At 70.0% G+C, this 25022-nt stretch carries 20 protein-coding genes; 8 read left to right on the top strand and 12 right to left on the bottom strand.

Features of this window, described 5'->3' with window-relative positions; translation table 11 throughout:
* Nucleotides 1-181 precede the first annotated feature (181 nt).
* Both dxs and test1122_RS22150 read left to right on the top strand, forming a co-directional pair.
* Nucleotides 182-2113 carry a 1-deoxy-D-xylulose-5-phosphate synthase gene (gene dxs, locus test1122_RS22145; RefSeq protein ID WP_232270916.1) on the top strand — a complete coding sequence of 644 codons (1932 nt, stop codon included), beginning with the start codon at nucleotides 182-184 and terminating at the stop codon, nucleotides 2111-2113.
* Nucleotides 2114-2177: 64 nt separating this feature from the next.
* Entirely contained in the window at nucleotides 2178-3776 is a 1599-nt protein-coding gene (locus test1122_RS22150; RefSeq protein WP_232270917.1) for an ArnT family glycosyltransferase, read from the top strand.
* Between the two features lie 24 nt (nucleotides 3777-3800).
* Here the strand turns inward: test1122_RS22150 and test1122_RS22155 are convergent, their stop codons facing one another.
* The 5 genes from test1122_RS22155 to test1122_RS22175 form a co-directional block, all read right to left on the bottom strand.
* Nucleotides 3801-4181: a PIN domain-containing protein gene (locus test1122_RS22155; RefSeq protein WP_232270918.1), complete on the bottom strand. Its 381-nt coding sequence runs from the start codon at nucleotides 4179-4181 to the stop codon at nucleotides 3801-3803.
* A 4-nt stretch (nucleotides 4182-4185) separates the two neighbouring features.
* Nucleotides 4186-5229, bottom strand: a complete 1044-nt coding sequence (gene galE, locus test1122_RS22160; protein ID WP_232270919.1) for a UDP-glucose 4-epimerase GalE — start codon at nucleotides 5227-5229, stop codon at nucleotides 4186-4188.
* Nucleotides 5230-5329: 100 nt separating this feature from the next.
* Nucleotides 5330-7459 carry a 3-hydroxyacyl-CoA dehydrogenase NAD-binding domain-containing protein gene (locus test1122_RS22165; protein ID WP_232270920.1) on the bottom strand — a complete coding sequence of 710 codons (2130 nt, stop codon included), beginning with the start codon at nucleotides 7457-7459 and terminating at the stop codon, nucleotides 5330-5332.
* Nucleotides 7456-8676, bottom strand: coding sequence for a thiolase family protein (locus test1122_RS22170; protein WP_232270921.1), 1221 nt, complete (start codon nucleotides 8674-8676; stop codon nucleotides 7456-7458). Before test1122_RS22170 ends, test1122_RS22165 begins: the two co-directional genes overlap by 4 nt.
* Before the next feature lie 611 nt (nucleotides 8677-9287).
* Nucleotides 9288-9575 carry a winged helix-turn-helix domain-containing protein gene (locus test1122_RS22175; protein WP_232270922.1) on the bottom strand — a complete coding sequence of 96 codons (288 nt, stop codon included), beginning with the start codon at nucleotides 9573-9575 and terminating at the stop codon, nucleotides 9288-9290.
* A 165-nt stretch (nucleotides 9576-9740) separates the two neighbouring features.
* Here test1122_RS22175 and test1122_RS22180 point away from each other — a divergent pair, with 165 nt between their 5' ends.
* The gene (locus test1122_RS22180) at nucleotides 9741-10133 is read left to right on the top strand and encodes a hypothetical protein (protein WP_232270923.1); all 393 of its coding nucleotides are present in this window, start codon (nucleotides 9741-9743) and stop codon (nucleotides 10131-10133) included.
* 658 nt (nucleotides 10134-10791) lie between these two features.
* Here the strand turns inward: test1122_RS22180 and test1122_RS22185 are convergent.
* The 4 genes from test1122_RS22185 to test1122_RS22200 form a co-directional block, all read right to left on the bottom strand.
* A complete protein-coding gene (locus test1122_RS22185; RefSeq protein WP_232270924.1) occupies nucleotides 10792-11163 on the bottom strand; it encodes a hypothetical protein in 372 nt (123 codons plus the stop codon).
* Between the two features lie 342 nt (nucleotides 11164-11505).
* Nucleotides 11506-12777: a ribonuclease D gene (locus test1122_RS22190; RefSeq protein WP_232270925.1), complete on the bottom strand. Its 1272-nt coding sequence runs from the start codon at nucleotides 12775-12777 to the stop codon at nucleotides 11506-11508.
* 85 nt (nucleotides 12778-12862) lie between these two features.
* On the bottom strand, nucleotides 12863-13525 hold the full coding sequence (locus test1122_RS22195) for a response regulator transcription factor (RefSeq protein ID WP_232270926.1): 663 nt from the start codon (nucleotides 13523-13525) through the stop codon (nucleotides 12863-12865).
* Nucleotides 13526-13712: 187 nt separating this feature from the next.
* Nucleotides 13713-14354 carry a DUF3000 domain-containing protein gene (locus test1122_RS22200; protein WP_232270927.1) on the bottom strand — a complete coding sequence of 214 codons (642 nt, stop codon included), beginning with the start codon at nucleotides 14352-14354 and terminating at the stop codon, nucleotides 13713-13715.
* Nucleotides 14355-14424: 70 nt separating this feature from the next.
* On the opposite strand from test1122_RS22200, the gene hemE reads away from it, so the two are divergent.
* From hemE to hemQ, 3 genes are read left to right on the top strand one after another with little or no spacing between them, the layout of a single operon-like run.
* The gene (gene hemE, locus test1122_RS22205; RefSeq protein WP_232270928.1) at nucleotides 14425-15498 is read left to right on the top strand and encodes a uroporphyrinogen decarboxylase; all 1074 of its coding nucleotides are present in this window, start codon (nucleotides 14425-14427) and stop codon (nucleotides 15496-15498) included.
* Between the two features lie 9 nt (nucleotides 15499-15507).
* Nucleotides 15508-16899, top strand: a complete 1392-nt coding sequence (gene hemG / locus test1122_RS22210) for a protoporphyrinogen oxidase (protein WP_232270929.1) — start codon at nucleotides 15508-15510, stop codon at nucleotides 16897-16899.
* Between the two features lie 4 nt (nucleotides 16900-16903).
* Complete coding sequence (hemQ, locus tag test1122_RS22215; protein ID WP_232270930.1) at nucleotides 16904-17620, top strand: hydrogen peroxide-dependent heme synthase; 717 nt, start codon at nucleotides 16904-16906, stop codon at nucleotides 17618-17620.
* Between the two features lie 435 nt (nucleotides 17621-18055).
* Here the strand turns inward: hemQ and test1122_RS22220 are convergent, their stop codons facing one another.
* On the bottom strand, nucleotides 18056-19714 hold the full coding sequence (locus tag test1122_RS22220; RefSeq protein ID WP_232270931.1) for an alpha/beta hydrolase: 1659 nt from the start codon (nucleotides 19712-19714) through the stop codon (nucleotides 18056-18058).
* Nucleotides 19715-19906: 192 nt separating this feature from the next.
* On the opposite strand from test1122_RS22220, the gene test1122_RS22225 reads away from it, so the two are divergent.
* The gene (locus test1122_RS22225; protein ID WP_232270932.1) at nucleotides 19907-21541 is read left to right on the top strand and encodes a BCCT family transporter; all 1635 of its coding nucleotides are present in this window, start codon (nucleotides 19907-19909) and stop codon (nucleotides 21539-21541) included.
* A 19-nt stretch (nucleotides 21542-21560) separates the two neighbouring features.
* Here the strand turns inward: test1122_RS22225 and test1122_RS22230 are convergent, their stop codons facing one another.
* Entirely contained in the window at nucleotides 21561-22421 is an 861-nt protein-coding gene (locus test1122_RS22230) for a polysaccharide deacetylase family protein (protein ID WP_232272030.1), read from the bottom strand.
* A 57-nt stretch (nucleotides 22422-22478) separates the two neighbouring features.
* Nucleotides 22479-23576 carry a cell division protein ZapE gene (zapE, locus tag test1122_RS22235; protein ID WP_232270933.1) on the bottom strand — a complete coding sequence of 366 codons (1098 nt, stop codon included), beginning with the start codon at nucleotides 23574-23576 and terminating at the stop codon, nucleotides 22479-22481.
* A 566-nt stretch (nucleotides 23577-24142) separates the two neighbouring features.
* Between zapE and test1122_RS22240 the strand changes: the two genes are divergently transcribed.
* Nucleotides 24143-24907, top strand: coding sequence for a pyrimidine reductase family protein (locus test1122_RS22240; protein ID WP_232270934.1), 765 nt, complete (start codon nucleotides 24143-24145; stop codon nucleotides 24905-24907).
* Nucleotides 24908-25022 lie beyond the last annotated feature (115 nt).

Below are 25022 nucleotides of genomic sequence, written 5' to 3' on the forward strand. Positions count from 1 at the left end.
TGCGAGGCCCCCGTTAAGGAAGGGGGGCGGAGCTGCTCGGGGGCTGTGCGACTTGTACGCCCGGCGTGTGCTCCGTCCGCGTGACAGATATCGCACCCTCCGGACACCAGCACTCCAGGCTGAACATTAGACTCAGCAGATCGGTTCAGGCCCGTACCAGCTCGACAGCAAGGAGGCTCGGGTGGCTTTGCTGACCCGCATCACGGGACCGCGCGATCTTGACCGGCTCAGCCCGGAACAGCTGGACCAGCTGGCAAGAGAGATCCGGGCCTTCCTCGTCGATGCCGTCGCCAAGACCGGCGGACACCTCGGACCGAATCTGGGTGTGGTCGAGCTGACCATCGCCCTGCACCGGGTCTTCGACTCGCCCAGGGACAAGGTGCTCTTCGACACCGGCCATCAGAGCTACGTCCACAAGCTGCTCACCGGCCGCCGGGACTTCTCCCGGCTGCGCGCCAAGGGCGGACTCTCCGGGTATCCGTCCCGGGCCGAGTCCGAGCACGACGTCATTGAGAACAGCCACGCCTCCACCGTGCTGGGCTGGGCCGACGGCATCGCCAAGGCCAATGAGCTGCGCGGCACCGGTGACCACGTGGTCGCGGTCATCGGCGATGGCGCGCTCACCGGCGGTATGGCCTGGGAGGCGCTGAACAATATCGCCGCGGCCAAGGACCGCCCGCTGGTCATCGTCGTCAATGACAATGAGCGCTCCTACGCGCCCACCATCGGCGGACTGGCGAATCACCTCGCCACGCTCCGTACCACCGACGGCTACGAGCGCTTCCTCGCCCGCGGCAAGGAGATGCTCAACAAGACCCCGGTGGTCGGCAAGCCGCTCTACGAGACCCTGCACGGCGCCAAGAAGGGGCTGAAGGACTTCATCGCCCCGCAGGGTCTCTTCGAGGATCTGGGTCTCAAATACGTCGGCCCGATCGACGGTCATGACACCGCCGCCGTCGAGTCGGCGCTGCAGCGGGCCAAGCGCTTCGGCGGGCCGGTCATCGTGCACTGCCTCACCGAGAAGGGCCGGGGCTATCAGCCCGCCCGCCAGGACGAGGCCGACCAGTTCCACGCCGTGCCCGTCATCCATCCCGACACCGGGCTTCCGGTGTCTTCCTCGGGCGCCGACTGGACCTCCGTATTCGGCGAGGAGATGGTCAGGCTCGGCCGGGAGCGCGAGGACATCGTCGCCATCACCGCGGCGATGATGCGGCCGACCGGGCTGCACAAGTTCGCCGAGGCGTTCCCCGACCGGGTCTATGACGTGGGGATCGCCGAGCAGCATGGGGCGGTGTCAGCCGCGGGCCTGGCCACCGGCGGGGTGCACCCGGTCTTCGCCGTCTACGCCACGTTCCTGAACCGTGCCTTCGACCAGGTGCTGATGGATGTCGCCCTGCACAGGTGCGGGGTCACCTTCGTCCTCGACCGGGCGGGCGTCACCGGCTCCGACGGCGCCTCCCACAACGGCATGTGGGATATGTCGATCCTCCAGGTCGTCCCCGGGCTGCGGCTCGCCGCGCCGCGCGACGCCGACCAGCTCCGCGCCCAGCTGCGGGAGGCCGTCGAGGTGGATGACGCGCCGACGGTGGTGCGTTACTCCAAGGGCGCGGTCGGCCCGGCCGTCCCAGCGGTCGGCAGGGTCGGCGGCATGGATGTCCTGCGGGAGCCCACCGCGGACCGTCCCGATGTGCTGCTGGTCTCGGTCGGCGCGCTCGCCCCCATGTGTCTGGAGATCGCCGACCTGCTGGACAAGCAGGGCATTTCCACCACTGTGGTGGACCCGCGCTGGGTCAAGCCCGTCGATGAAGCGCTCGCCCCGCTCGCCGACCGGCACCAGGTCGTGGTCACGGTCGAGGACAACAGCCGAGCGGGCGGCGTTGGCTCCGCCGTCGCCCAGGCGCTGCGCGACGCGGGCGTCGACATCCCGCTGCGCGACTTCGGTATTCCGCCCCGCTTCCTTGACCACGCCTCCCGTAAGGAGGTGCTGGCCGAGATCGGGCTGACCGCGCCGGACATCGCCCGCCAGGTCACCGGCCTGGTCGCCAAGATCGACGGTCGCTATGCGAACGCCGGGCACGCTGCCGCCACCGAGCGGGAGACGGCCCGAGACTGACATCACCTCCGGCCCCGTACGCGTCCTTCCGGGAGCGGGTACGGGGCCGGATAGGTTGGGGCCCATGCCGACCGCTGAGCCGCCGCCGGGCAGGCCCTCACCCCTCCGCGCCGCTGATCCGCAGTCACGGGCGCGGGTGCCCCGGCCACGGCAGGCTGTCGAAGCGACCTGGGCGCAGCGGTACATACGTCCCGTATCCGATTCCCTGCGCGGTGTCCTCGCCGTCCGGCAGTCCTGGCGGTACTGGCTGCGGCTGCTGCGGCTGCTGCTGGTGCTGGCGGCGGTGACCCGGATTCCCTCCTTCCAGCGGCCGTTGTGGAATCCGGACGAGGGATTCCTCGCCACCCAGGCCCGGATGCTCGCCAGTGGCGGGACGCTCTACGAGACGGTCGTCGACCGCAAACCGCCCTTGCTGCCCTGGCTGTATCAGGGTGCCTTCGCGGTCTTCGGAGATCAGTCGCTGTGGCCGGTCAAGGTGCTGGCGGTGCTCGCCGTGGCGGTGACCGCCTTGCTGCTGGCCTCGATCGCCCGACGCCGCTGGGGCGATCGCGCCGGGCTGACGGCGGGCGTGCTCTACGTACTGGCGTCGGTCGGCCTCAATCCGGAGGACGGGCAGGCGGCGAGCTTTGAGATCTTTATGCTGCCCTGCACCGCGGCGGCGATGTGGTGCTGTGACCGCCGCCGCTGGACCGCGGCCGGACTCGCGGTCGCGGGTGCGGTCCTGGTCAAACAGACCGGCGGTGCGGTGCTGCTGCCCGTGCTCTTTCTGCTGTGGCGCACCGTGCCGGGTGGCTGGCAGCGGCGGCGGGCGGTGATCCAGGCCGGGACCGGTTTCGTGGCGCCGCTGCTGGCGGTCGCGCTGGGCGTCGGGGTGACGCGGTGTCTGTTCTGGACGGTCACCGGCTCCGGATCGTATGCCACGTTCAGCGGGTCCGAGCTCCATATGCTGGGCCGTGCGCTGGGCAACACCGCGATCTTCGCGGCGGGTTGTGCGGGGCTGCTGGCGCCACTGGTCACCGTACTGCGCCGCCGCCTCGCCCACCGCCGGGTTCTCACCCCGGATCTGTGGCTCTGGCTGGCAGCCTCCGCGGTGGCCGTGGTGGCCGGATTCCACTTCTTCGGCCACTACTACCTTCAGCTGCTGCCGCCGCTGGCCCTGCTGGGCACCGGCGCGCTCCAGCTGCTCGCCGCCGACTGGCTGCGTACGGCCGCCATCTGCTCGGCGGTGACCTGCACCCTCTTTGTGGGCTGGGGCAGCAACGCGGGCCGTGGCGAGCTCCATCATGCGGAGCGGCTGGCGAGCGCCGTGCAGCTGCGCACCGAGCCGGACGACGAGGTGTTCTTCTGGGGCATGCACCCGGAGACCTACTGGCTCGCCGACCGGGCACCGGCCTCGCGTTATCTGACGGCCGGACTGCTGACCAATTTCAGCGGCGGCCGCAACGGGCCCATGGTGGGGGAGCGCTTCGGCGTGAAGGGCTCCTGGCCGACGCTCATGGGGGAGCTGACCGCCAGCCCGCCCAAGCTGATTGTCGATGACTCCCGGGGCAAGCCCTACCAGCCCGCCCGGATGCCCCGGCTCCGGGGCTTCCTCAAGGCGCGCTACGAACGGGTCGCCGTGGTGGACGGCGCGGTCATCTACGCCCGCGTGGACCGCCCGTAGCGGCCTGCGACTAGCGGCCTGCGACTAGGGGCCTGCGACCGTCCGTGCCCCGGCCACCTCGGCGCCCAGCTCCCGTACCCGGTGGCGCAGCTCCCGGTCGGCGGTCACCACAAGGCAGCGGCGGCCCCGCCCCTCCTCCTCGGCGAGCCGGACGATCCGGTCGTCACCGCTGCCCGGGGCGGCCACCACCCGTACCGCGTCAGTGGACTCCACTCCACGGGCGGCGCCCTCCACCACCAGCACGATCTCCACCGGGCCCGGCCAGTCGGCGAGCCCCGCCGTGGCATAGCCGGCCAGCCGGTCCCGTAGCCGCTCGGTGGCGCCCCGCCGGTCGCGCCACCAGCCGTCGGGTACGGACCCGACGACATTGGCGGCGTCGACGACGATCAGGGGCAGTGCTTCCATGTGCTCAGCTTGGCACGACCGCTGCCGAGGCCTCCGGGTGGTGCAGGCACCAGCCCTCCCAGGCGGAGGTGACCATGGCGCGCACATCATGTCGGGCGGTCCAGCCCAGCTCATCGGCGATCGCGTCAGCGGCGGCGACGACCCGCGCGGGATCGCCGGGGCGGCGTGGGGTGACCGTGGCGGCGATCTCCGTGTGGCCGGTGACCTCGGCGATCAGGTCGACCATCTCCCGGACGGAGACACCCTCCCCACGGCCGATGTTCAGGGTGAGATCCCGCGCCGTGCCACTGGCGGCAGCGCTGGCATCGGTGGCAGCGGCGGCATCGGCAGACTGGGCGGCGAGGGCGCGGGCGGCGACCAGATGGGCGTCGGCAAGGTCCTCCACATGAATGTAGTCACGGACGCAGGTGCCGTCCGGCGTGGGGTAGTCATCGCCGAAGATCTGCGGGGCCTGGCCCACGGTGAGCTTTTCAAAGACCATCGGGACGAGATTGAACACCCCGGTGTCGGCGAGCTCGGGCGTCGCCGCACCCGCGACATTGAAGTAGCGCAGACAGGCGGTGGAGATGCCGTGCGCCCGGCCGGCCGCCCGGGCCATCCACTCGCCGACCAGCTTGGTCTCGCCATAGGGGCTCATCGGCACACAGGGAGTGTCCTCGGTGACGAGGTCCACATCCGGCATCCCGTAGACGGCGGCCGAGGAGGAGAACACCAACTGCCGTACGCCGCCCGCGGCGATGGCCTCCAGCAGCACCTGGAGACCCTGGACGTTCTCCTTGTAGTAGTGCAGCGGCAGTTCAACGGACTCACCGACCTGCTTCTTCGCCGCCAGATGTACGACGCCGGTGACGGCGTGCCCGGCGATCGTACGGTCCAGCAGCGCCCGGTCGAGGGTGGAGCCGAGGACGAACGGCACCTGCTCCGGCACCCGGTTCCGGTCCCCGGTCGACAGATCGTCAAGGACGACGACCCGTTCGCCGGCCTGCGTCATGGCACGCACGACATGGGCTCCGATATAACCGGCACCGCCAGTGATGAGGTAGGTCATTCCGGCATCTTATGCACCAATGCTCAGGGACAGCACAGCGCCCGTCCGCAGAGGCTGCGGACGGGCGCTGTGTGGTGCCAGGGAAGCGGCGTAGCGGGGACTACTCCGGCACGCTGGCCACACCCGGGGCCAGGAACTTCTTGCCGGTGACCCGCTCGCTGACGCCCTCACGGTCCAGGTACGGCGTGATGCCGCCCAGGTGGAAGGGCCAGCCGGCGCCGGTGATGAGGCACAGGTCGATGTCCTGGGCCTCGGCCACCACACCCTCGCGGAGCATCAGGTCGATCTCCTCGGCGATGGCGTTCAGCGCCCGGTCACGGACCTGCTCCTCGGTAAGCGGGCTGTCGCCCACCTGGAAGAGCGCGGCGACCTCGGGGTCCAGCTCCGGCTTCCCGGAGTCATGGACGTACAGGTTGCGCTTGCCCGCCTCGACGATCCGGCCCAGGTTCTCGGAGACCGCGAAGCGGTCCGGGAAGGCGGCGTGCAGGGTGCCCGCGACATGGTGGGCGACCGCGGGGCCGACCAGTTCCAGCAGGACGATCGGCGACATCGGCAGGCCCAGCGGGGCCAGCGCCCGATCCGCGACCTCGACCGGGGTGCCCTCGTCGATGGAGCCCAGGACCTCACCCATGAAGCGGGTGAGGATCCGGTTCACCACGAACGCCGGGGCGTCCTTGACCAGGACCGCGGTCTTCTTCAGCTTCTTGGCGACGGCGAAGGCCGTGGCCAGCGAGGCCTCATCGGTCTTCTCGGCCCGGACGATCTCCAGCAGCGGAAGGACCGCGACCGGGTTGAAGAAGTGGAAGCCCACCACGCGCTCGGGGTGCTTGAGCTTCGAGGCCATCTCCGTGATGGAGAGGGACGAGGTGTTGGTGGCCAGGATGGCGTGCTCGGGCACGACCGCCTCGACCTCGGCAAAGACCTTCTGCTTGACGCCCATCTCCTCGAAGACCGCTTCGATCACGAAGTCGGCGTCCGCGAAGGCGGTGGACTTGTCCAGGGAGCCGGTGACCAGCGCCTTGAGACGGTTGGCCTTGTCCTGGTTGACGCGGCCCTTGAGCAGCAGCATGTCGATCTGCTCATGGACATAGCCGACGCCCTTGTCCACCCGCTCCTGGTCGATGTCGGTCAGCACGACCGGCACCTCCAGGCGGCGGGCGAAGAGCAGCGCGAGCTGCGAGGCCATCAGGCCCGCGCCCACAACACCGACCTTGGTCACCGGGCGGGCCAGGCTCTTGTCGGGGGCACCGGCCGGACGCTTGGCGCGCTTCTGCACCAGGTTGAAGGCGTAGATGCCGCTGCGCAGCTCGTCGCCCATGATGAGGTCCGCGAGGGCCTGGTCCTCGGCGTCGAAGCCCTGGCGCAGATCGCCGTTCTTGGCCGCGGAGATGATGTCCAGCGCGCGGTAGGCGGCCGGGGCCGCGCCGTGCACCTTGCTGTCGGCGATCTCCTTGCCCTTGGCCACGGCCTGGTCCCAGGCCTCGCCGCGGTCGATCTCGGGACGTACGACGTCCAGCTCGCCGCGCAGCACGGACGCGGTCCACAGCAGGGACTGCTCCAGGAAGTCGGCGCCCTCGAAGAGGGCGTCGGCGATGCCCAGGTCGTAGACCTGGGGACCCTTGAGCTGCTTGTTCTGGTTGAGCGAGTTCTCGATGATGACCGAGATCGCGCGCTCCGGGCCGATGAGGTTCGGCAGCAGGGCGCAGCCGCCCCAGCCGGGCACCAGGCCGAGGAAGACCTCGGGGAGCGAGAAGGCCGGGATGGCCTTGGAGACGGTGCGGTACGTGCAGTGCAGGCCGACCTCAACACCGCCGCCCATCGCCGCGCCGTTGTAGTACGCGAAGGTGGGGACGGCCAGCGAGGCCAGCCGCTTGAAGACGTCGTGGCCGCCCTTGCCGATGGCGAGCGCGTCCTCGTGCCGCTTCAGCAGCTCAACGCCCTTGAGGTCGGCGCCGACGGCGAAGATGAACGGCTTGCCGGTGATGCCGACACCGACGATCTCGTCCTTGGCCGCCTCGCCCTCGACCTGGTCGATCGCGGCGTTGAGGTTGGCCAGCGACTGCGGGCCGAAGGTGGTCGGCTTGGTGTGGTCGAAGCCGTTGTCCAGCGTGATGAGCGCGAATCGGCCTGCCCTGGCGGGGAGGTCGAGATGGCGTACATGCGCCTGGGTGACGACCTCGTCGGGGAAGAGCTCCGCGGCGCCCTTCAACAGCTCTGCGGTGCTGGTCACTTGTTGCCTCCGTCGAAGTGCGGGTTCTCCCAGATCACAGTTCCGCCCATACCGAAGCCCACACACATGGTGGTCAGGCCGTAGCGGACATGCGGCTGCTCCTCGAACTGGCGGGCCAGCTGGGTCATCAGACGGACACCGGAGGAGGCCAGCGGGTGGCCGTAGGCGATCGCGCCGCCGTACTGGTTGACGCGGGGGTCGTCATCGGCGATGCCGTAGTGGTCGAGCAGGGCCAGTACCTGGACGGCGAAGGCCTCGTTGATCTCGAACAGCCCGATGTCACCGATGGCCAGCCCGGCCTTGGCGAGCGCCTTCTCGGTCGAGGGGACCGGGCCGATACCCATGACCTCGGGCTCGACACCCGCGAAGGCGTACGACACCAGGCGCATCTTGACCGGCAGGCCCAGTTCCTGGGCGGCATCCTCGGCGGCGATCAGCGAGGCGGTGGCGCCGTCGTTGAGCCCGGCGGCGTTGCCCGGGGTGACCCGGCCGTGCGCCCGGAAGGGGGTCTTGAGACCCGCGAGGCTCTCCAGGGTGGTACCCGGGCGCATCGGCTCATCGGCGGTGGCCAGGCCCCAGCCGGTCTCACCGCCCTCCGGGTTGGTGCGGCGGACAGAGATCGGCACCAGGTCCGGCTGAATCTTGCCGTCCGCGTACGCCTTGGCGGCCTTCTCCTGGCTGCGCAGCGCGTACTCGTCGGCCCGTGCCTTGGTCAGCTGCGGGAAGCGGTCGTGCAGATTCTCCGCCGTCATGCCCATGAACATGGCGGACTCGTCGACCAGCTTCTCCGATACGAAGCGCGGGTTGGGGTCGACGCCCTCACCCATGGGGTGGCGCCCCATGTGCTCGACACCGCCCGCGACGACGACGTCGTACGCACCGAAGGCGACGGACCCGGCGGTGGTGGTCACGGCGGTCATCGCACCCGCGCACATGCGGTCGATGGAGTAGCCGGGAACGGTCTGCGGCAGCCCGGCGAGAAGGCCCGCGGTGCGGCCGAGGGTCAGACCCTGGTCGCCGATCTGGGTGGTCGCGGCGATGGCGACCTCATCGATGCGCTCCGGCGGCAGGTCCGGGTTACGGCGCAGCAGCTCACGGATGCACTTGACGACCAGGTCGTCGGCGCGGGTCTCGTGGTAGATGCCCTTTGGGCCCGCCTTGCCGAACGGGGTGCGGACGCCGTCGACGAAGACGACGTCCCTAGCGGTACGAGGCACGTTGGCTCTCCTCCAGGGTGCGGTGGTACGCCGTGCGGCGCGCTTCCCGGCCTCCATGCTACTTGCCGGTAACCATGTGGCAAGACTCCACCCGCCGAGACCCATGCGGTCCACGTCACCTTTTTTGATGGCGGCCACCTTCCCTAACGGCGGCCTCGCATTGTTCGGCCCCAGGGGGCCTCACAAGCTTCGGCCTCCCCCTAGCCCTGGCGGGCTGGGAGGTGCCCCCACCGCCGGACTCCGTCCGTCGGTTGTGGGGGTTGGGCGCCGCTGTGGGGTGCGGGTGAGAAGTCCCCTAATCCCGCCCCTTCCCGAAATTGGGGCTCTGCCCCAACCCCCACAGTGTTGGGGCGGTCGTACGCCCCTCGGGGAGAGCCCCAGGATGATGGGGACACCTCCCAGCGGCTGGGAGAGGTGCGCCGGAACGGGTGTGTCTGCGCGTGTTCCTCCGTTATGCGCCTATTACTGACGGGGGGACGCGAGGTGGAGGTACCGCCCCCGCACGCCGCACATGGGTGATGAGCATGAAAGCGCCCTGCCGTATCAGCGGGGCCGCTGAGCTTGTCCGGGGGCGCGCGGCAGCAATGGCGCCCCACGTTGCCCGATCTTGCCTATCCCTGACTGTCGTCGCCCCGGTCGCCTGGGGTGTCGTCATTGGTGGGTAGTTCGAGCGCGACATAGGTGCCACGGTGCGGGATGGTGAACACCCATCCCTCTTCGCGGAGGTACCGGACCGCACGGCGGACCGTATCTCTGGCGACTCCATAGCGCTGGATGAGCGTGACCTCAGAGGGGATCGCTCGACCGGGGCGCAGTGTCCCACGCTCAATGTCCGTAATGATCTCCGCCGCAATCTGACGGTACGGCGGGATATACGAGTCGTAATCGATCTCACCCATGCATCGACGGTAAGCATTCGAACACGAAGCCGCACGGGGGCAGACCTAGGTAGACGTGGGTATAGGAGTCAGATACCGTCAATGGCTCAACGGCCACAAAGAAACCCCGGCGGATGCGCGAACACCCCCGGGGCCATGGCCAACAACTGTGTAGGAGCTGCTGACATGACCAACCGTATCTTGCATACGGTCGAGCGGGCATTGAGCCCCGTACTGCTCGCCATCCTGGCGGTAGTGCTTCCGGCAAAGGGCAAACGGCGCTTTACCCCGCCCCCGGACATGGCCCGCCCGGAAGCCATGCCCCAGCGACAGAGCGTGGCGCCCCTGCCCCGCCACAAGAGCCCGTACGCGAAAGACGCGGCGGCTGACGCGGCCGGAAAGGCGCCGCTCCTCACCTCCACCCCCGCACGCCCCTACTGCCCCGCGTCCTTCTGGCAGGATGTCCCCGTCTCAGAACAAGCGATCCAGCGGGCACGCCGTTCCGCCCTCGTAGCCGCTTACTACTGGGGCATCGACCTCGACCGCCGCAACATCCACGCGATGGGCGGTGCACGATGACTGCCTCCCACTGCGGAGCCCGCCCCCCGGCATGTGCCGGAGCTGACGCCTGTGTGCTCCCCACCGGCCACGACGGCTGGCATCATCAAAATGCAGCCGGACATTCCTGGTTCGGCACGGAGGAACTGGCCGAAGCGCTCAGCGTCGACCTTGCTGCCCATGCTCTGCGGCGACTCTTCAGTACCCCGGACGAGCCGGAAGCCGAGCACGGAAAGACAAAAGACTCCGCGCCGACCAGAGCGACTGATTCCGACAGCGGCCACCTGGTCGCCCCCTGTTCCGCCCACCGGCCCGGACTGAGCTCCGGAACTTCGGCCGGTAGGTGCCGTGTTCCGTGCATCCTTGGTCACGGCCACCAGGGCCTGCACCGGGACACGTACGGGCTCCGCTGGGTCGACCGCGACGCCCGGCTGACGGACGCCCTCGCCTCCGCCGCCCCCACCACCCGCGACCCGTACCGCTCCCATGAGTGCCGGATCGGGACCCACCGGCAGTGCACGGAAGCGGAGCAACGCACAAGCGTCGTTGAGGGCGTGCTCTACGAACCGTGCCGCTGCCAGTGCCACTGGCACACCGCGCACACCACGCCCCGCAGTGAGGAGGGGACGCGATGACGTGGCCGGGATGCGGCTGGACGCTCGCCAACCCGGCCGTGCGGTCAAGCACTGATCCAGTCCCGGGTGCACACGTTGTACGAGCCGTAGTCGACGCACATGCGCCACTTGCTGATGCCGGTCGCCTTGTAGTTCTTGCCGCAGCCGTCTTTTGATCCATTGGGGTCGTGCAGCGTGTAGCCGATACCGCCACGCACGTACTGTGCGAAGGGCCTCTGTCCGTCGGCGTTGGTGTCGCAGACCTTGATGGTGCGGTGTGTGGATGACACGCTGCCGTATCCGCAGGCCTCTGCGCTGAACCAGCCGCAGCCGGTGTACCAGTCGTAGTACGTGTAGTGGGCCTGGGCCGGGATGGCTCCGGCGAGAACGGTGGCTGCTGCAGCCGCGACGGTGAAGGCGATAGACCGTTTACGCATGGCGTTTCCCCCTGACTGGACGCTGTGGTGATGGGGAAAGTAGCGAGACTCTCGGGCGGAGGACACAATTCCGGCAAAGCGAACAGATGTCGTAGCCGCGGTGGCGCCCGATCAGCGGCCGCGACCCAGACCAACGTGAAGCGAACTCCCCTCGTCGTAAGGCCAGACGCGGGGTGCCGGTGCGGTAGGTGGCTGCGGAAGCCCCGTCCCCATGCCAAGAGGCAGCGTAGGGACGGGGCTGGCGGGCGTCAGTTGCCCTTGGGTGGGAGGGCAAAGCTTGTGAGGCCCCCTGGGGCCTGGGGGCACCACCCAGCGGTAGCTGGGGGAAACGCGAGGTCGCCGTCAAGAAGGTGTGGCGGCTGCGGTGAGGGCGGTGAGGAGGAGGGGGAGGGTCTGTTCGATTTGCCATTCGCGGGCGCCGTAGCCGCGCAGGGCCGTGGCGACGATGGTTTCCGAGGGGTCGGCCGGGGGTTCCCAGCACAGTCGGCGAACCGTGTCCGGGGCGATCAGGTTCTCCTGGGGCAGGCGCAGCTTCTCCGCGTGCGCGGTCACCGCGGCGCGGGCGGCGGCGAGCCGGGCGGCGGCGGCCGGGTCCTTGTCGGCCCAGGAACGTGGCGGTGGCGGGCCGTTCAGGGGCTGGCCGGGCTGCGGCAGCTCGGAGTCCGGCAGCGCCCGGGCCCGGTCCACCGCGGCCTGCCACTGTTCGAGCTGGCGGCGGCCCATCCGGTGGCCGTAGCCGGACAGCGCGGTGAGCGCGCGGACATCTCCCGGCAGGGCCAGCGCCGCCTCGACGATCGCGGCGTCCGTCAGCACCTTGCCCGGTGACACATCGCGCCGCTGGGCCACCTGGTCCCGGGTGGTCCACAGCTCCCGTACGACCGCCATCTGACGGCGGCGGCGTACCTTGTGCATGCCCGAGGTGCGGCGCCAGGGGTCCTTGCGCGGCGGGGGCGGGGGAGCGGCGGCGATCGCCGCGAACTCCTCGCGGGCCCAGTCCAGCTTGCCCTGCCGGTCCAGCTCCTCCTCCAGCGCGTCCCGCAGATCGACGAGCAGCTCGACATCGAGCGCGGCGTAGCGCAGCCACGGCTCGGGCAGCGGACGGGTGGACCAGTCGACCGCGGAGTGGCCCTTCTCCAGGGCGTAACCCAGGACGTTCTCCACCATGGGGCCGAGACCGACCCGGGGGAAGCCCGCCAGCCGTCCGGCGAGCTCGGTGTCGAAGAGGCGCCCCGGCACCATGCCTATCTCGCGCAGACAGGGCAGATCCTGGGTCGCGGCGTGCAGCACCCACTCGGTGCCGTCGAGCATGGCGCCCAACCCGGACAGGTCGGGGCAGCCGACCGGGTCGACGAGGGCGGTCCCCGCGCCCGCGCGGCGCAGCTGGACCAGATAAGCGCGCTGCCCGTAGCGGTAGCCGGAGGCACGCTCGGCATCGACGGCGACCGGCCCGGTCCCGGCGGCGAAGGCCGCCACGACCTCGGCGAGGGCGTCGCCGGTCGCGGTCACGGCAGGAATGCCCTCACGCGGCTCCAGCAGGGGGACCGGCGCCGGCCCGGGGTCCGGGGACGGGGCCTGAGCTGTGGTGCTTGCTGCGGTCTCTTGAGCGTCGGTCACCAGTCAAGGGTATCTGTGTGCACGCAGTGCTGAGCGCCCGCGGACGGAACGTTACGTCGACGGGCGCGGCACTGCTGTAAAGCGGTCAGTGGATGATGCCGGTGCGCAGCGCGACCGCGACCATACCGGCACGGTCGCCGGTGCCCAGCTTGCGGGCGATCCGGGCGAGGTGGCTTTTGACGGTGAGGGCGGACAGCCCCATGGAGACGCCGATGGCCTTGTTCGACTGACCTTCGGCCACCAGTCGCAGCACTTCGACCTCCCGGCCGGAGAGCTCACGGTGGCCGCCGGGGTGTCCGGGAGCGCCCGGCGGGCGGCGGTGCATTCGGGCCGCGGTGGCACCGATGGCGGCGCCGCCGTGGCGGGTGGGCATGGCGAGGTTGTTACGGGTGCCGGTGACGACATAGCCCTTGACGCCGCCGGCGAGGGCGTTGCGTACGGCGCCGATGTCATCGGCGGCGGAGAGCGCGAGGCCGTTCGGCCAGCCCGCCGCCCGGGTCTCGGACAGCAGGGTGAGGCCGGAGCCGTCGGGAAGGTGGACATCGGCCACGCAGATGTCGCGTGGATTGCCAATTCGGGGGCGGGCCTCCGCGATCGACGACGCCTCGATCACGTCCCGTACACCGAGCGCCCACAGGTGGCGGGTCACGGTGGAACGGACTCGGGGGTCGGCAACGACGACCATGGCCGTCGGCTTGTTCGGGCGGTAGGCGACCAGGCTTGTGGGGTGCTCGAGGAGAACGGACACCGGGCCTCCTGGGGAGAGGAGAGGGGACGGCAGCCGACTGTCGGGGTAAGTCGGGAGGACCCCTGTGGAAGGGTCACAAACTCTTTCGGCAGCAACCGGATGCCGCTTTAGAGGAAGATCACGAACGAGTGAGAATAAATTTCTCAATTCGGACATGAGGGCGAGTCTGGCTGAACAACTGCCCTGCTCAGAGCGGCTGTGGCCCTCGGCGCTGCGGCAGCGGTACGACCCCCGTGTCATCCCCGCTCTCCGGTGGCAGCCCCGCGCACTGGCACAGCAGATCGCACCACGCCACCAGATGCGCGGCGACATCCGGAACCCCCAGCTGGGCGAGCGGAGTCCAGGAGGCCCGGATCTCGATCTCCGCCTGCGGGGCACGCTCGGCGAGCCCGCCGAAGTAGTGCGAACCCGCCCGCGTCACGGTGCCGCTGGGCTGGCCGTAGGACACCCCGCGGGCGTCCAGCGCACCGGTCAGCCAGGACCAGGTCACCTCGGGAAGCAGCGGATCGGCCGCCATCTCCGGTTCCAGCTCCGCCCGGGCCAGCGTCACAATCCGGAAGGTGCCCTGCCAGCTCTCCTGCCCGTCCGGGTCGTAGAGAAGGACAAAGCGGCCGTCGGCCAGCTCGGTGCCCGCTGCGTCCTCCGCTTCGACCGACGCCTCCAGCGCGTGCGCGAAGGGCGCCAGCCGTTTGGGTGCGGGCATGGGCTCGATACGGACCTCACGCCGCGGCCGTGCCCCGCCCAGGGCGGCCACGCTCTGCTGAAACGGAAGAGGGATGGCGTCGCCGCCGTCGGGGCCTTCCGCCGTCTGTGCTCGCGCCGCTGCCATGGGCGGAAGAGTAGGCGGAAGGACCGCCCCAGGCCGGTAGGGACACCCGGTGCGTGCGAGACTTCAAGGCGTGAGTGCCGATGACCGCCCCACGGGCCCGCCCAGCAAGACGTATGACTCCGCCTTTCTGAAGGCATGCCGCCGCGAACCGGTGCCGCATACGCCGGTGTGGTTCATGCGGCAGGCTGGCCGCTCCCTGCCCGAGTACCGCAAGGTGCGTGAGGGCATCGCGATGCTGGACTCATGTATGCGCCCGGAGTTGGTCACCGAGATCACGCTGCAGCCGGTCCGCCGGCACAAGGTGGACGCGGCGATCTACTTCAGCGACATCGTCGTGCCGCTCAAGGCCATCGGAATCGACCTCGACATCAAGCCCGGCGTCGGCCCCGTTGTCGCCCGCCCCATCCGCTCGCACGCCGATCTGGAGCAGCTGCGCCCGCTCGACCCGGACGATGTGCGATACGTGACCGAGGCCATCGGCATGCTCACCCAGGAGCTGGGCGCGACTCCGCTCATCGGATTCGCCGGGGCGCCCTTCACCCTCGCCAGTTATCTGGTGGAGGGCGGGCCCTCCCGTAACCATGAGAACACCAAAGCGATGATGTACGGCGCTCCCGAGCTGTGGGCCGAGCTGCTGGACCGGCTCGCGGATATCACCGCCGCCTTCCTCAAGGTGCAGATCGAGGCGGGCGCCAGCGCCGTACAGCTCTTTGACTCCTGGGTCGGCGCCCTCGCCCCCGAGGACTACCGCCAGCGGGTGCTGCCCGCCTCCGCCAAGGTCTTTGACGCGGTGGCCGCTTACGGCGTGCCGCGTATCCACTTCGGTGTTGGCACCGGCGAGCTGCTGGGCCTGATGAGCGAGGCGGGCGCGGATGTGGTCGGTGCCGACTGGCGGGTGCCGCTGGACGAGGCCGCCCGCCGGATCGGACCCGGCAAGGCGGTCCAGGGCAATCTCGACCCCGCTGTGCTCTTCGCGCCACGCGAGGCCGTCGAGACCCAGGCCCGCCGGGTGCTGGACGCCGCCCACCGGCTGCCGGACACCGCCGGCCACATCTTCAACCTGGGCCATGGCGTCCTGCCGGACACCGACCCCGACGCGCTCACCCGGCTTGTCTCCTATGTGCACGACCAGACGGCCCGCTGAGACCCGGTGATGCGCGCGATCGTTATCGGCGGCGGTATCTCCGGACTCGCCGCCGCCCACCGGCTGCTGGACGCCGGGGCACGGGTCACCGTGCTGGAGGCCTCGGACCGGGTCGGCGGCAAGCTGTACGCGGGGGAGATCGCGGGCAGCGCGGTGGATCTGGGCGCCGAGTCCATGCTCGCCCGGCGGCCGGAGGCGGTGGAGCTGGCCCGGGCGGTCGGGCTGGGCGACGCCCTGCAGCCGTCGGCCGTCGCGGGCGGGGCGATCTGGACCCGGGGCGAGATCCGGCCCATGCCCAGGGGCCATGTGATGGGCGTGCCCGGCGACCCGGTCGCCCTCGGCGGAGTGATCTCGCCGGACGGCCTGGCGCGTATCGCGGAGGACGCCGAACGGCCGCGCAGCGAGCTGGGCGAGGATGTCGCCGTCGGCGCCTATGTCGCCGACCGGCTGGGCCGCGAGGTCGTCGACCGGCTGGTTGAGCCCCTGCTGGGCGGGGTGTACGCGGGGGACGCCTACCGGATCTCCATGCGGGCCGCGGTGCCGCAGCTGTACGAGGCCGCCCGGAACGAACGCTCCTTGCTCGCCGCGGTGCGGGAGATTCAGCGGCGGGCCCGGGAAGCTGAGCAGACCGGCCCCGTCTTCATGGGGATCGAGGGCGGCGTCGGACGGCTGCCGCTGGCCGTCGCCGACGCCGTACGTGCCGCCGGTGGCGAGATCCTGCTCAGCACGGAAGCGCGGGATCTGCGGCGCACCGAGGGCGGCTGGGAGGTCACCGCCGGGGGCCGGGTGATCGAGGCGGACGCGGTGGTCGTCGCCCTTCCCGCCCTCGCCGCCGCGCGGCTGCTGGCACATGAGGTACCGGGGGCGGCGGCCGAGCTGGCCCGTGTCGAGTACGCCTCCATGGCGCTGTGCACCCTGGCCTTCCGCCGCGCCGATATGCGGCACATCCCGGAGGGCAGCGGCTTTCTTGTGCCGCCCGTCGACGGACACACCATCAAGGCCGCCACCTTCGCCAGCAACAAGTGGGGCTGGATCGCCGCCCAGGATCCGGAGCTCTTTGTGCTCCGCACCTCCATCGGACGGTTCGAGGAGGAAGCGGACCTGGCCCGCGCGGACCACGAGCTGGTCGAGCTCTCCCTGCGCGATCTGCGCGAGGCCATCGGCCTGACCGCCCGGCCGGTCGCCAGCCAGGTCACCCGCTGGCACCGCGGACTGCCGCAGTATCCGGTCGGCCACCTCGACCGGGTGGCCCGGATCCGGACCTCGGTAGGCAGGCTCCCCGGTCTCGCGGTGTGCGGCGCGGTGTACGACGGGGTGGGCATCCCGGCCTGTATCGCCAGCGCCCACCGGGCCGCCGGGCAGACCCTCGTGCGTATGGGCGAAACGAGAGAGCGAGAATAGAGCCATGACTGCTGCACCGGAGAAGAACCCGAACGCGGGCAAGAAGGCCAAGGACCTCAATGAGGTCATCCGCTACACCCTGTGGTCGGTCTTCCGGCTGCGCGATGTCCTCCCCGACGACCGCTCCGGCTACGCGGACGAGGTCGAGGAACTGTTCGCACAGCTCGACGCGAAGGACGTCACCGTGCGCGGCACCTACGATGTCTCCGGGCTGCGTGCCGACGCCGATGTCATGATCTGGTGGCACGCGGAGACCGCGGACGCGCTGCAGGAGGCGTACAACCTCTTCCGCCGCACCAAGCTGGGCCGGGCGCTGGAGCCGGTCTGGTCGAACATGGCGCTGCACCGCCCCGCCGAGTTCAACAAGTCGCACATCCCGGCCTTCCTGGCCGATGAGACCCCGCGCGACTACATCAGCGTCTACCCCTTTGTGCGCAGTTACGACTGGTACCTCCTCCCGGATGAGGACCGCCGCCGGATGCTCGCCGACCACGGCAAGATGGCGCGTGGCTACCCGGATGTGCGCGCCAACACCGTCGCCTCGTTCTCGCTCGGCGACTATGAGTGGATCCTCGCCTTCGAGGCGGACGAGCTCTACCGCATCGTCGACCTCATGCGGCATCTGCGTGCCTCCGAGGCCCGGATGCACGTCCGCGAAGAGGTGCCCTTCTATACGGGCCGCCGCAAGCCCGTAGCCGACCTGATCGCCAGCCTGGCCTGACGGTTCCTTCCCCTAACCCTCCCCCAGCTACCGCTGGGAGGTGCCCCCACCTTCCCGAAACTGGTGGCTGCCGCCCCCAGACCCCCGAGGTGTTGTGGGCACTCGGGCCGCCCGAGGGGCGGCACGGGTGGGCACAACACCGGCCCACCCAGCCGCACTGGCAAACCCCGGGGCCCGGGGGCGAAGCCCACGTTTCCGGGAAGGGGCGGGATACGGGGAACCTCCACCCACGGCACCCCGCAGCCCGGGCGAAGTCCCGCCACGCGGCGGAGCCGCATAGCGGTACAGCCGGGAAGAGTGGGATTCGGGGAAACCCGCCCGCGGCACCCCCGCAGCCGGGGTGAAGCCCCGCCACGCGGCGGAGCCGCATATGGGTGCAGCCGGGAAGGGGGCACCCCCGGCGCCCGGAAGCCGGGGGAGCCCCACCGCGGCGGGCTACCGCCTCACGTGGGGGCGGATGACCCCGAGGTGGGCGGGCATGCCCGGGAGGGCGCGCCGCTCGGGGGCGCCGTATTCCGGCTCCGGCTCGGGCCGTGCCGAGCAGGACGCGTCGGACGAAGGCACCTCCCCGTCCAGCAGGTACTTCTCCAGGTGCCGGTTCACACAGGGGTTGGGCCCGCCGCTCAGCCCATGCGTGCCCGCGCCCCGCTCGGTGACGAGTACCGAGTCCGGCAGCCGCCGCCGTACCTCCAGCGCGCCCTCATACGGGGTGGCGGCGTCCCCGGTGGCCGCCAGCAGCAGCACCGGCGGCAGCGCGCCCGGCTCGGCGCCCACCTCCAGCGGCGTGGAGTGCTTGCCCTGCCAGTACGCACAGGGCAAGTTCATCCAGGCGTTCTCCCATGTCTCGAACGGCGCCTTCCGGGCGATCTCGGTGTTGTCGCGGTCCCAGCGCTCCCACTCACGCGGCCAGGGCGCGTCGGCGCACTCGGTGGTGGTGTAGACGGCGGCGCTGTTCTCGGCGCTGGCGGCGACGCCCGGATGGTGCCGGGCCGCCTCGATCAGCGGTTTGCGGTTGCCCTTGCGGAACTCGGCCAGCGCGTACGCGCGCGGTGCCCAGAGCTCATCGGTGTAACCGGTACCGAGATACGTCTCCAGGAGCTCACGTGGTCCGATCTCGCCCCCTGCGGGCTTCCGCTCCAGCGTGTCGCGTACCGCGTCGTAGTTCTTCTGCACCGCGTCCGCCGTACGGCCCAGACCGTAGACATCGTGGTGGCGGGCGACCCAGGTCTTCCAGTCCGTCCAGCGGTCCTCGAAGGCGAGTGACTGATTGAGGTTGGCCTGGTACCAGATCTGCTGGGGATCCGGATTGACGATGCTGTCGAGCACCAGACGGCGCACATGGGTGGGGAAAAGGGTGGCGTAGACGGAGCCGATGTATGTGCCGTAGGAGACGCCCAGATAGTTGAGCTGGCGCTGGCCCAGTGCCGCACGCAGGACATCCAGATCGCGGGCGTTGTTGGGCGTGGTGAAGTGGTCCAGCCGCTTCCCCTGGCGCTTCGCGCAGCCGGCCGCGTAGGCCTTGGCTTCCTTGTTCTTGCGCTGCTTGAACTGCTCGGAGGGATTGCGCGGGGACTCCTGCGGGGTCTTCCAGTACTCCGCTGGATCCGTGCAGGAGATGGGGCCGGAGCGGCCGACGCCCCGTGGTGCGAAGCCGATGAAGTCATAGGACTCATTGAGCTTCTTCCAGGTGCCGCCCAGGAACAGTGAGTAGAGCGGGAAGTTCATACCGTTGCCGCCGGGGCCGCCGGGGTTGTAGACGAGCGGACCCTGCCGCTTGGCCTTGGGGCCGGTGGCGGCCCGCCTGCTGACGGTGAGTTTGATCGAGTCGCCATCCGGGTTGGCGTAGTCGACCGGCACGGTGACCGTGCCGCAGCGTACGGAACGAGGCAGCCGTTCGACTGAGGGGCACCTGCCCCAGTTGATCCCGGCTGCGGCCGCCCGTTCGGCGGCGACGGCGGCGCCACGTGCCTCGGCTGTATCGCCCTGTGCCGGTCCCGTTGGCCGCAGCGGCAGGGGCGCTCCGGCGGCCGGAGCGACGGCGGCCGCCGTCAGGACGAGGGCGCCAAGGGTTCCGTACGCCGCGGTTGCTCTCACTGGCCTCACTCGTTCCCTTCGTGTTATGTGACAAGAACGATATTCAGAGTGGTATGTGATGAAGTAAAGGATCCGAAGGCGGGTCCGTGTTCAAACCGCTCGATACGGCGATGCCGTTGCGCTGTGTGCTGCGCACCATCGAAGGTCGCGCTACCGTCCGCCCCGGAATTCCCCCACTTGAGGGATGTGTTGATGCTCGAATTTCTGAACAGGCTGCAGCGCAAGCTGGGACTCAGGACCGACTCCGTCATCTTCTTCGCCTCCGCCGCGCTCACACTGGTGTTCGTGGTGGTGACCATCGCGCTGACGGATCAGGTCGACAGCGTCTTCCGTTCGGCATCCGGCTGGCTCAAGAGCAACCTCGGCTGGTTCTACATTCTCGGCGTCACCACATTCCTGATCTTCTTGATCTGGATCGCGCTGAGCCGCTACGGGCATGTGCGCCTCGGCGGTCAGGATGAGCGCCCCGCCTACAGCAACCGGGCCTGGTTCACGATGCTGTTCGCCGCGGGAATCGGCACGATCCTGATGTTCTGGGGTGTCGCGGAGCCGATCAGCCACTTCGCCGAGCCACCACGGGCGACCGTGCAGCCGGAAACAGTGGAGGCCGCGCAAATGGCGATGGGGTACTCGCTGTACCACTTCGGCCTGCACACCTGGACCATCTTCTGCCTGCCCGCGCTGGCCTTCGCCTACTTTGTGTACCGGCGCGGACTGCCGTTCCGGGTGAGCTCCATCCTGCACCCGCTCCTCGGCAACCGGATCTATGGCCCCATCGGCAAGATCGTCGATACTACGGCGGTGATGGGCACGCTCTTCGGCGTCGCGGTCTCCATCGGTCTGGGCACCATGCAGATCAACAGCGGTCTGGCCAAGCTCTTCGATGTCCCGGAGAACAAGCTCGTCCAGGTGCTGATCATCACCGTGGTCACCATCATCGCCACCGCCTCGGTGGTGGCCGGTCTCGACAAGGGCATCAAACGGCTGTCCAGCCTCAATATCGGGATGGCGGTCGGCCTGCTGATCTTTGTGTTCCTGACCGGCTCAACGCTCTTTCTGGCGCGGGGCATCATTGAGACGGCCGGTACCTATCTCAGCTGGCTCGTCCCGCTGTCCTTCTGGAATGACACCTTCGGCGACACCGGCTGGCAGGGCAACTGGACCGTCTTCTACTGGGCCTGGACGATTACGTGGTCACCCTTCGTCGGCATCTTTATCGCCCGTATCTCCAAGGGGCGCACGATCCGGGAGTTTGTGCTCGGCGTCCTCGCACTGCCCACGGCCTTCACGCTCATCTGGTTCAGCGTCTTCGGGCTGTCCGCCATCAATCTGCAGATGGAGGGCAGGGCCGACCTGGTCACCGAGGTCGTCACCGAGCGGGATATCCCCGGGGCGCTCTTCGCCTTCCTGGAGAACTATCCGCTCACCACCTTTGTCGCGGCTCTCTCGGTGCTCATTGTGGTCATCTTCTTCACCACGTCCTCGGACTCGGCGTCCCTGGTGGTGGACATGCTCTGTGTCGGTGAGCAGGAGCAGGCCAGCCCCACCCGTCAGCGGGTGTTCTGGGCGGTCACCGAGGGTGTGGTCGCGGGCACGCTGATCGCGGCGACCGGGGCTGGCGGCCTCACCGCGCTGGAACAGGTCATCACCGTCGTCGGGCTGCCGTTCTTCATCATCGCGTTTCTGATGATGTACTCGCTGGTCCGCGCGCTGCGCACCGACTTCCCGGAGCTGAGCGGGCCGCCCGCGGCACCGCGGCGGACGAAGGCCCCACTGCTCAAGGCGGATTCCATGGGCGGGGCCGGGGACTCTGTCGGCGCGGGCTGAGGGCGCTGGTGAGGCCCTGTCAGCCGACCGAGGTGGCGATGAGGTCGGAGACCTTGACAAAGCGGTAGCCGCGCTCGCGCAGCTCGGGCACGATCCGCTTGACCGCTTCCGCGGTGGCCGGGGCCGCGCTGAGGGTGCAGTGCATGAGCACCACCGAGCCCGGCCGCACCTCGTCCAGCACCTGCTCCACGACACTGTCCGCGTCGCTGTTGAAGGGATCGCCGCTCATCACATCCCACTGCACGGCGGTCACATGCGTCGGTGCGATGGCCCGCAGCGCGCGGTCGTCGTAACACCCGCCGGGGAAGCGGAAGTACGGCAGCGGATCCGCCACCCCGGCCTTACGGAGCGCCTCGAAGCCCTTTTCCACCTCCGCCCTCTGCTGGCCCGGGTCCAGCGTCGGCAGTCCGTAGCAGGAGCCGGTGAAGGCGTGGTGGGAGTAGGAGTGGTTGGCGACCTCGAAGAGCGGGCTGCGGCTGATCGCACGGGCCTGGTACGAATAGGTACGGGCCCACATACCGGTAATAAAGATGGTCGCGGGTACCTTCTCCCTGCGCAGCGTGGCGATCAGACCGGGATTGTCAAAGCGCTCCCCGCCCGCCGCACGGCCGCCCTGATCGGCGGTCATATCGGCGTCGAAGGTGAGCGCGACGGTCTTGTCCCGCTTGTTGCGCGGTCCATGGGAGAAGACGGCGGTGCGTCCGCTGGCGGAGGCGGGCAGCGTGACGGGCTCCGCGGGTCCCTGGGCGGCGGAGGGGGAAACCACCGGGCCGGACGTATCGGCGCTGTCCGAGTCCCCCGTGCTGCCGCAGGAGGCGGTAGCGGTGGCGGTGAGGGCAATGGCGGTGAGAGCGATGACAGCTCTCCGTAGCGAGATGATCACACTCAGAATGTAATAGTGATGATCACACCGCGCGCGCTGACTACGCCTGTCGGTTTACGGCCGGACGAGCTCCTTGGCGTCGCGAGCCAGGGCGGTGAGCCGGGAGATCGCGCGGAAGTACTTCTTGCGGTACCCGCCCTTCAGCATCTCCTCGCTGAACAGCTCATCGAAGGGCTTTCCCGAGGCGAGCACGGGAACCTCCCGGTCGTAGAGCCGGTCAGCGAGCACCACCAGGCGCAGCGCGGTCGACTGGTCCGGCACGGGCGTCACATCGGTCAGGCAGACCGCGCTGACCCCGTCGCACAGCGCCCCGTAGCGGCTCGGGTGGACCTTCGACAGATGCTCCAGCAGGGACGGGAAGTCATCCAGGCTGGCGCCGGGGGTGTGGTGCGCGGCCTGGGTGACCTGGTCGTCGCTGTACGGGGCCGGGGCCTCGGGCAGTCCGCGGTGACGGTAATCCTCGCCGTCGATACGCAGCGGGCGGAAGTGGGCGGACAGCCCCTGGATCTCGCGGAGGAAGTCGGCGGCGGCGAAGCGGCCCTCTCCCAGCTTGCCGGGGAGGGTGTTGGAGGTGGCGGCCAGGGCGACGCCAGCCTCGACGAGCCTGCTGAGCAGGGAGGAGACCAGGACCGTGTCCCCCGGGTCGTCCAGCTCGAACTCATCGATGCACAGCAGCCGATGGTCGCTGAGGGTGCGTACGGTCTGCTGGAAACCGAGCGCGCCGACGAGGTTTGTCAGCTCGACGAACGTGCCGAACGCCTTGTGCTCGGGGGGCGCCGGGGTGGCGTGCCACAGGGAGGCGAGGAGGTGCGTCTTGCCGACGCCATAGCCGCCGTCCAGGTAGACCCCGCGCGGGCCGGTCGCGGTGGGCTTGGCCTCCCGCCGGAACCAGCGCTTACGCCCGCCGCCCGCTGCCGGGGCGCCACCGAGCCCGTCCGCGAAACCACTCAGGACGCCGACCGCCTCGGCCTGGCTGTGCTGGTTCGGGTCCGGGATATACGTCTCGAAGCGGACCGCGTCAAAGCGCGGCGGCGGCACCATCTCCGCGACGAGCTGCTCGGCGGGCACATACGGCTCACGCTCGCACAGCGAGACGGGTGACTCATGCTCGGCTTCGGCGGCGGAACGCGGGGCAGCGGGGGAGGTCGGCACGCCTACAACTCTACGGGGCCCCGCTCGCCACCCTGCTGTGGGCACCCGGCCGCCGGACTGTCCCCGGCCCCGCCCCTTCCCGAAAACTGGGGGCTTCGCCCCCAGACCCCCACCCCCGTTGTGGGCACTCGCAGCCCCCGCGAGGGGCTGTGGGTGGGCACAACCCGGCCACCGGCCCGCACCCGGCCACCCCCGGGGCCCCGGGGCTACGCCCCGGTTTCCGGGAAGGGGCGGGATACGGGGAAGCCCACCCCGGCACCCCCGCAGCCGGGTGGAGCCCCGCCGCGCGGCGGAGCCGCATGCCGGTGCAGCCGGGAAGGGGCGGGATACGGGGACACCCACCCAGGGCGCCCTCGCAGCCGGGTGGAGCCCCGCCGCGCGGCGGAGCCGCATATCGGTGCAGCCGGGAAGGGGCGGGATACGGGGAAGCCCACCACCGGCACCCCCGCAGCCGGGGGCGGAGCCCCGCCACGCGGCGGAGGCGCATGCCGGTACAGCCGGGAGGGGGCGGAAACCTCCGCCCCGGGGCAGCGCCCCGGTCCGGGGGGCGTGCCAGACTGCCGCGTATGCGACGCTTGTTCCCCTGTTCTCCCGAGACCGCCGTCGACCACGAGTGGACCCTCGACCAGCTAGCCGAGGCCTACGCCTACCCCGAGGCCGCCGCCCCAGGCGGCTGGCTGCGCGGCAACATGGTCGCCTCGCTGGACGGCGCCGCCCACCACGAGGGGCGTTCGCAGCCGCTGTCCGGCAAGGCGGATATGCGGATCTTCGGCGTACTGCGCGGCCTCGCGGACGCGGTGATCGTCGGTGCGCAGACAGTACGCCAGGAGGGATACCGGCCCGCGAAGGCGCGGGAGGCCTTCGCCGCCCGCCGGGCAGCCGCCGGGCAGCCGCCCGCTCCGGCGATCGCGGTGGTGAGCGCCAGCCTGGAGCTGGACTTCAGCGCTCCGCTGTTCAGCGAGCCGTTGACGCCGACACTGCTGGTCACGGGCGCGGCAGCGCCGCTGGACCGGGTGACCGAGGCCCGTAAGGCCGGTGCCGAGGTGATCGTCGCGGGGGAGGGCGTGGGCGTGGACCCCGCCCGGGTGCCCGCGGCGCTGGCGGAGCGGGGCTTCACCCGGCTGCTCACCGAGGGCGGGCCCCGGCTGCTGGGCCAGTTCGCCGCGGCCCAGGTGCTGGATGAGCTCTGTCTGACCGTGGCGCCCCGGATCACCTCCGGAGCCGCCGCGCGGATTATGAACGGCCCCGCGCTTGAGGTACCCGTGGATCTGTCGCTGGAGTCCGTGCTCGAGGAGGCCGGGTTTCTGTTCACGCGTTACCGTCGGATCTGACTATCGGCGGAATATGTCATTCCGCTTGCCTCCGGTCGGGCAGACTGAAGAGTGCACACCCCGTGCGGTCACGGGGCAGGATGGTTTCTGTTCGGGCTCTCACGAGCCGCGGAGA

The sequence above is a fragment of the Streptomyces gobiensis genome (assembly GCF_021216675.1).
Classification (GTDB): Bacteria; Actinomycetota; Actinomycetes; order Streptomycetales; family Streptomycetaceae; genus Streptomyces; species Streptomyces gobiensis.

What these genes read in the sequence shown, in the direction of transcription:
- test1122_RS22155 (WP_232270918.1), bottom strand. Translation starts at nt 4,181, where the DNA reads ATGGAAGCACTGCCCCTGATCGTCGTCGACGCCGCCAATGTCGTCGGG.
- test1122_RS22240 (WP_232270934.1), top strand. Translation starts at nt 24,143, where the DNA reads ATGCGACGCTTGTTCCCCTGTTCTCCCGAGACCGCCGTCGACCACGAG.
- test1122_RS22200 (WP_232270927.1), bottom strand. Translation starts at nt 14,354, where the DNA reads ATGGCAGCGGCGCGAGCACAGACGGCGGAAGGCCCCGACGGCGGCGAC.
- galE (WP_232270919.1), bottom strand. Translation starts at nt 5,229, where the DNA reads ATGACCTACCTCATCACTGGCGGTGCCGGTTATATCGGAGCCCATGTC.
- test1122_RS22180 (WP_232270923.1), top strand. Translation starts at nt 9,741, where the DNA reads ATGACCAACCGTATCTTGCATACGGTCGAGCGGGCATTGAGCCCCGTA.
- test1122_RS22185 (WP_232270924.1), bottom strand. Translation starts at nt 11,163, where the DNA reads ATGCGTAAACGGTCTATCGCCTTCACCGTCGCGGCTGCAGCAGCCACC.
- test1122_RS22175 (WP_232270922.1), bottom strand. Translation starts at nt 9,575, where the DNA reads ATGGGTGAGATCGATTACGACTCGTATATCCCGCCGTACCGTCAGATT.
- hemQ (WP_232270930.1), top strand. Translation starts at nt 16,904, where the DNA reads ATGACTGCTGCACCGGAGAAGAACCCGAACGCGGGCAAGAAGGCCAAG.
- test1122_RS22150 (WP_232270917.1), top strand. Translation starts at nt 2,178, where the DNA reads ATGCCGACCGCTGAGCCGCCGCCGGGCAGGCCCTCACCCCTCCGCGCC.
- test1122_RS22225 (WP_232270932.1), top strand. Translation starts at nt 19,907, where the DNA reads ATGCTCGAATTTCTGAACAGGCTGCAGCGCAAGCTGGGACTCAGGACC.
- hemG (WP_232270929.1), top strand. Translation starts at nt 15,508, where the DNA reads ATGCGCGCGATCGTTATCGGCGGCGGTATCTCCGGACTCGCCGCCGCC.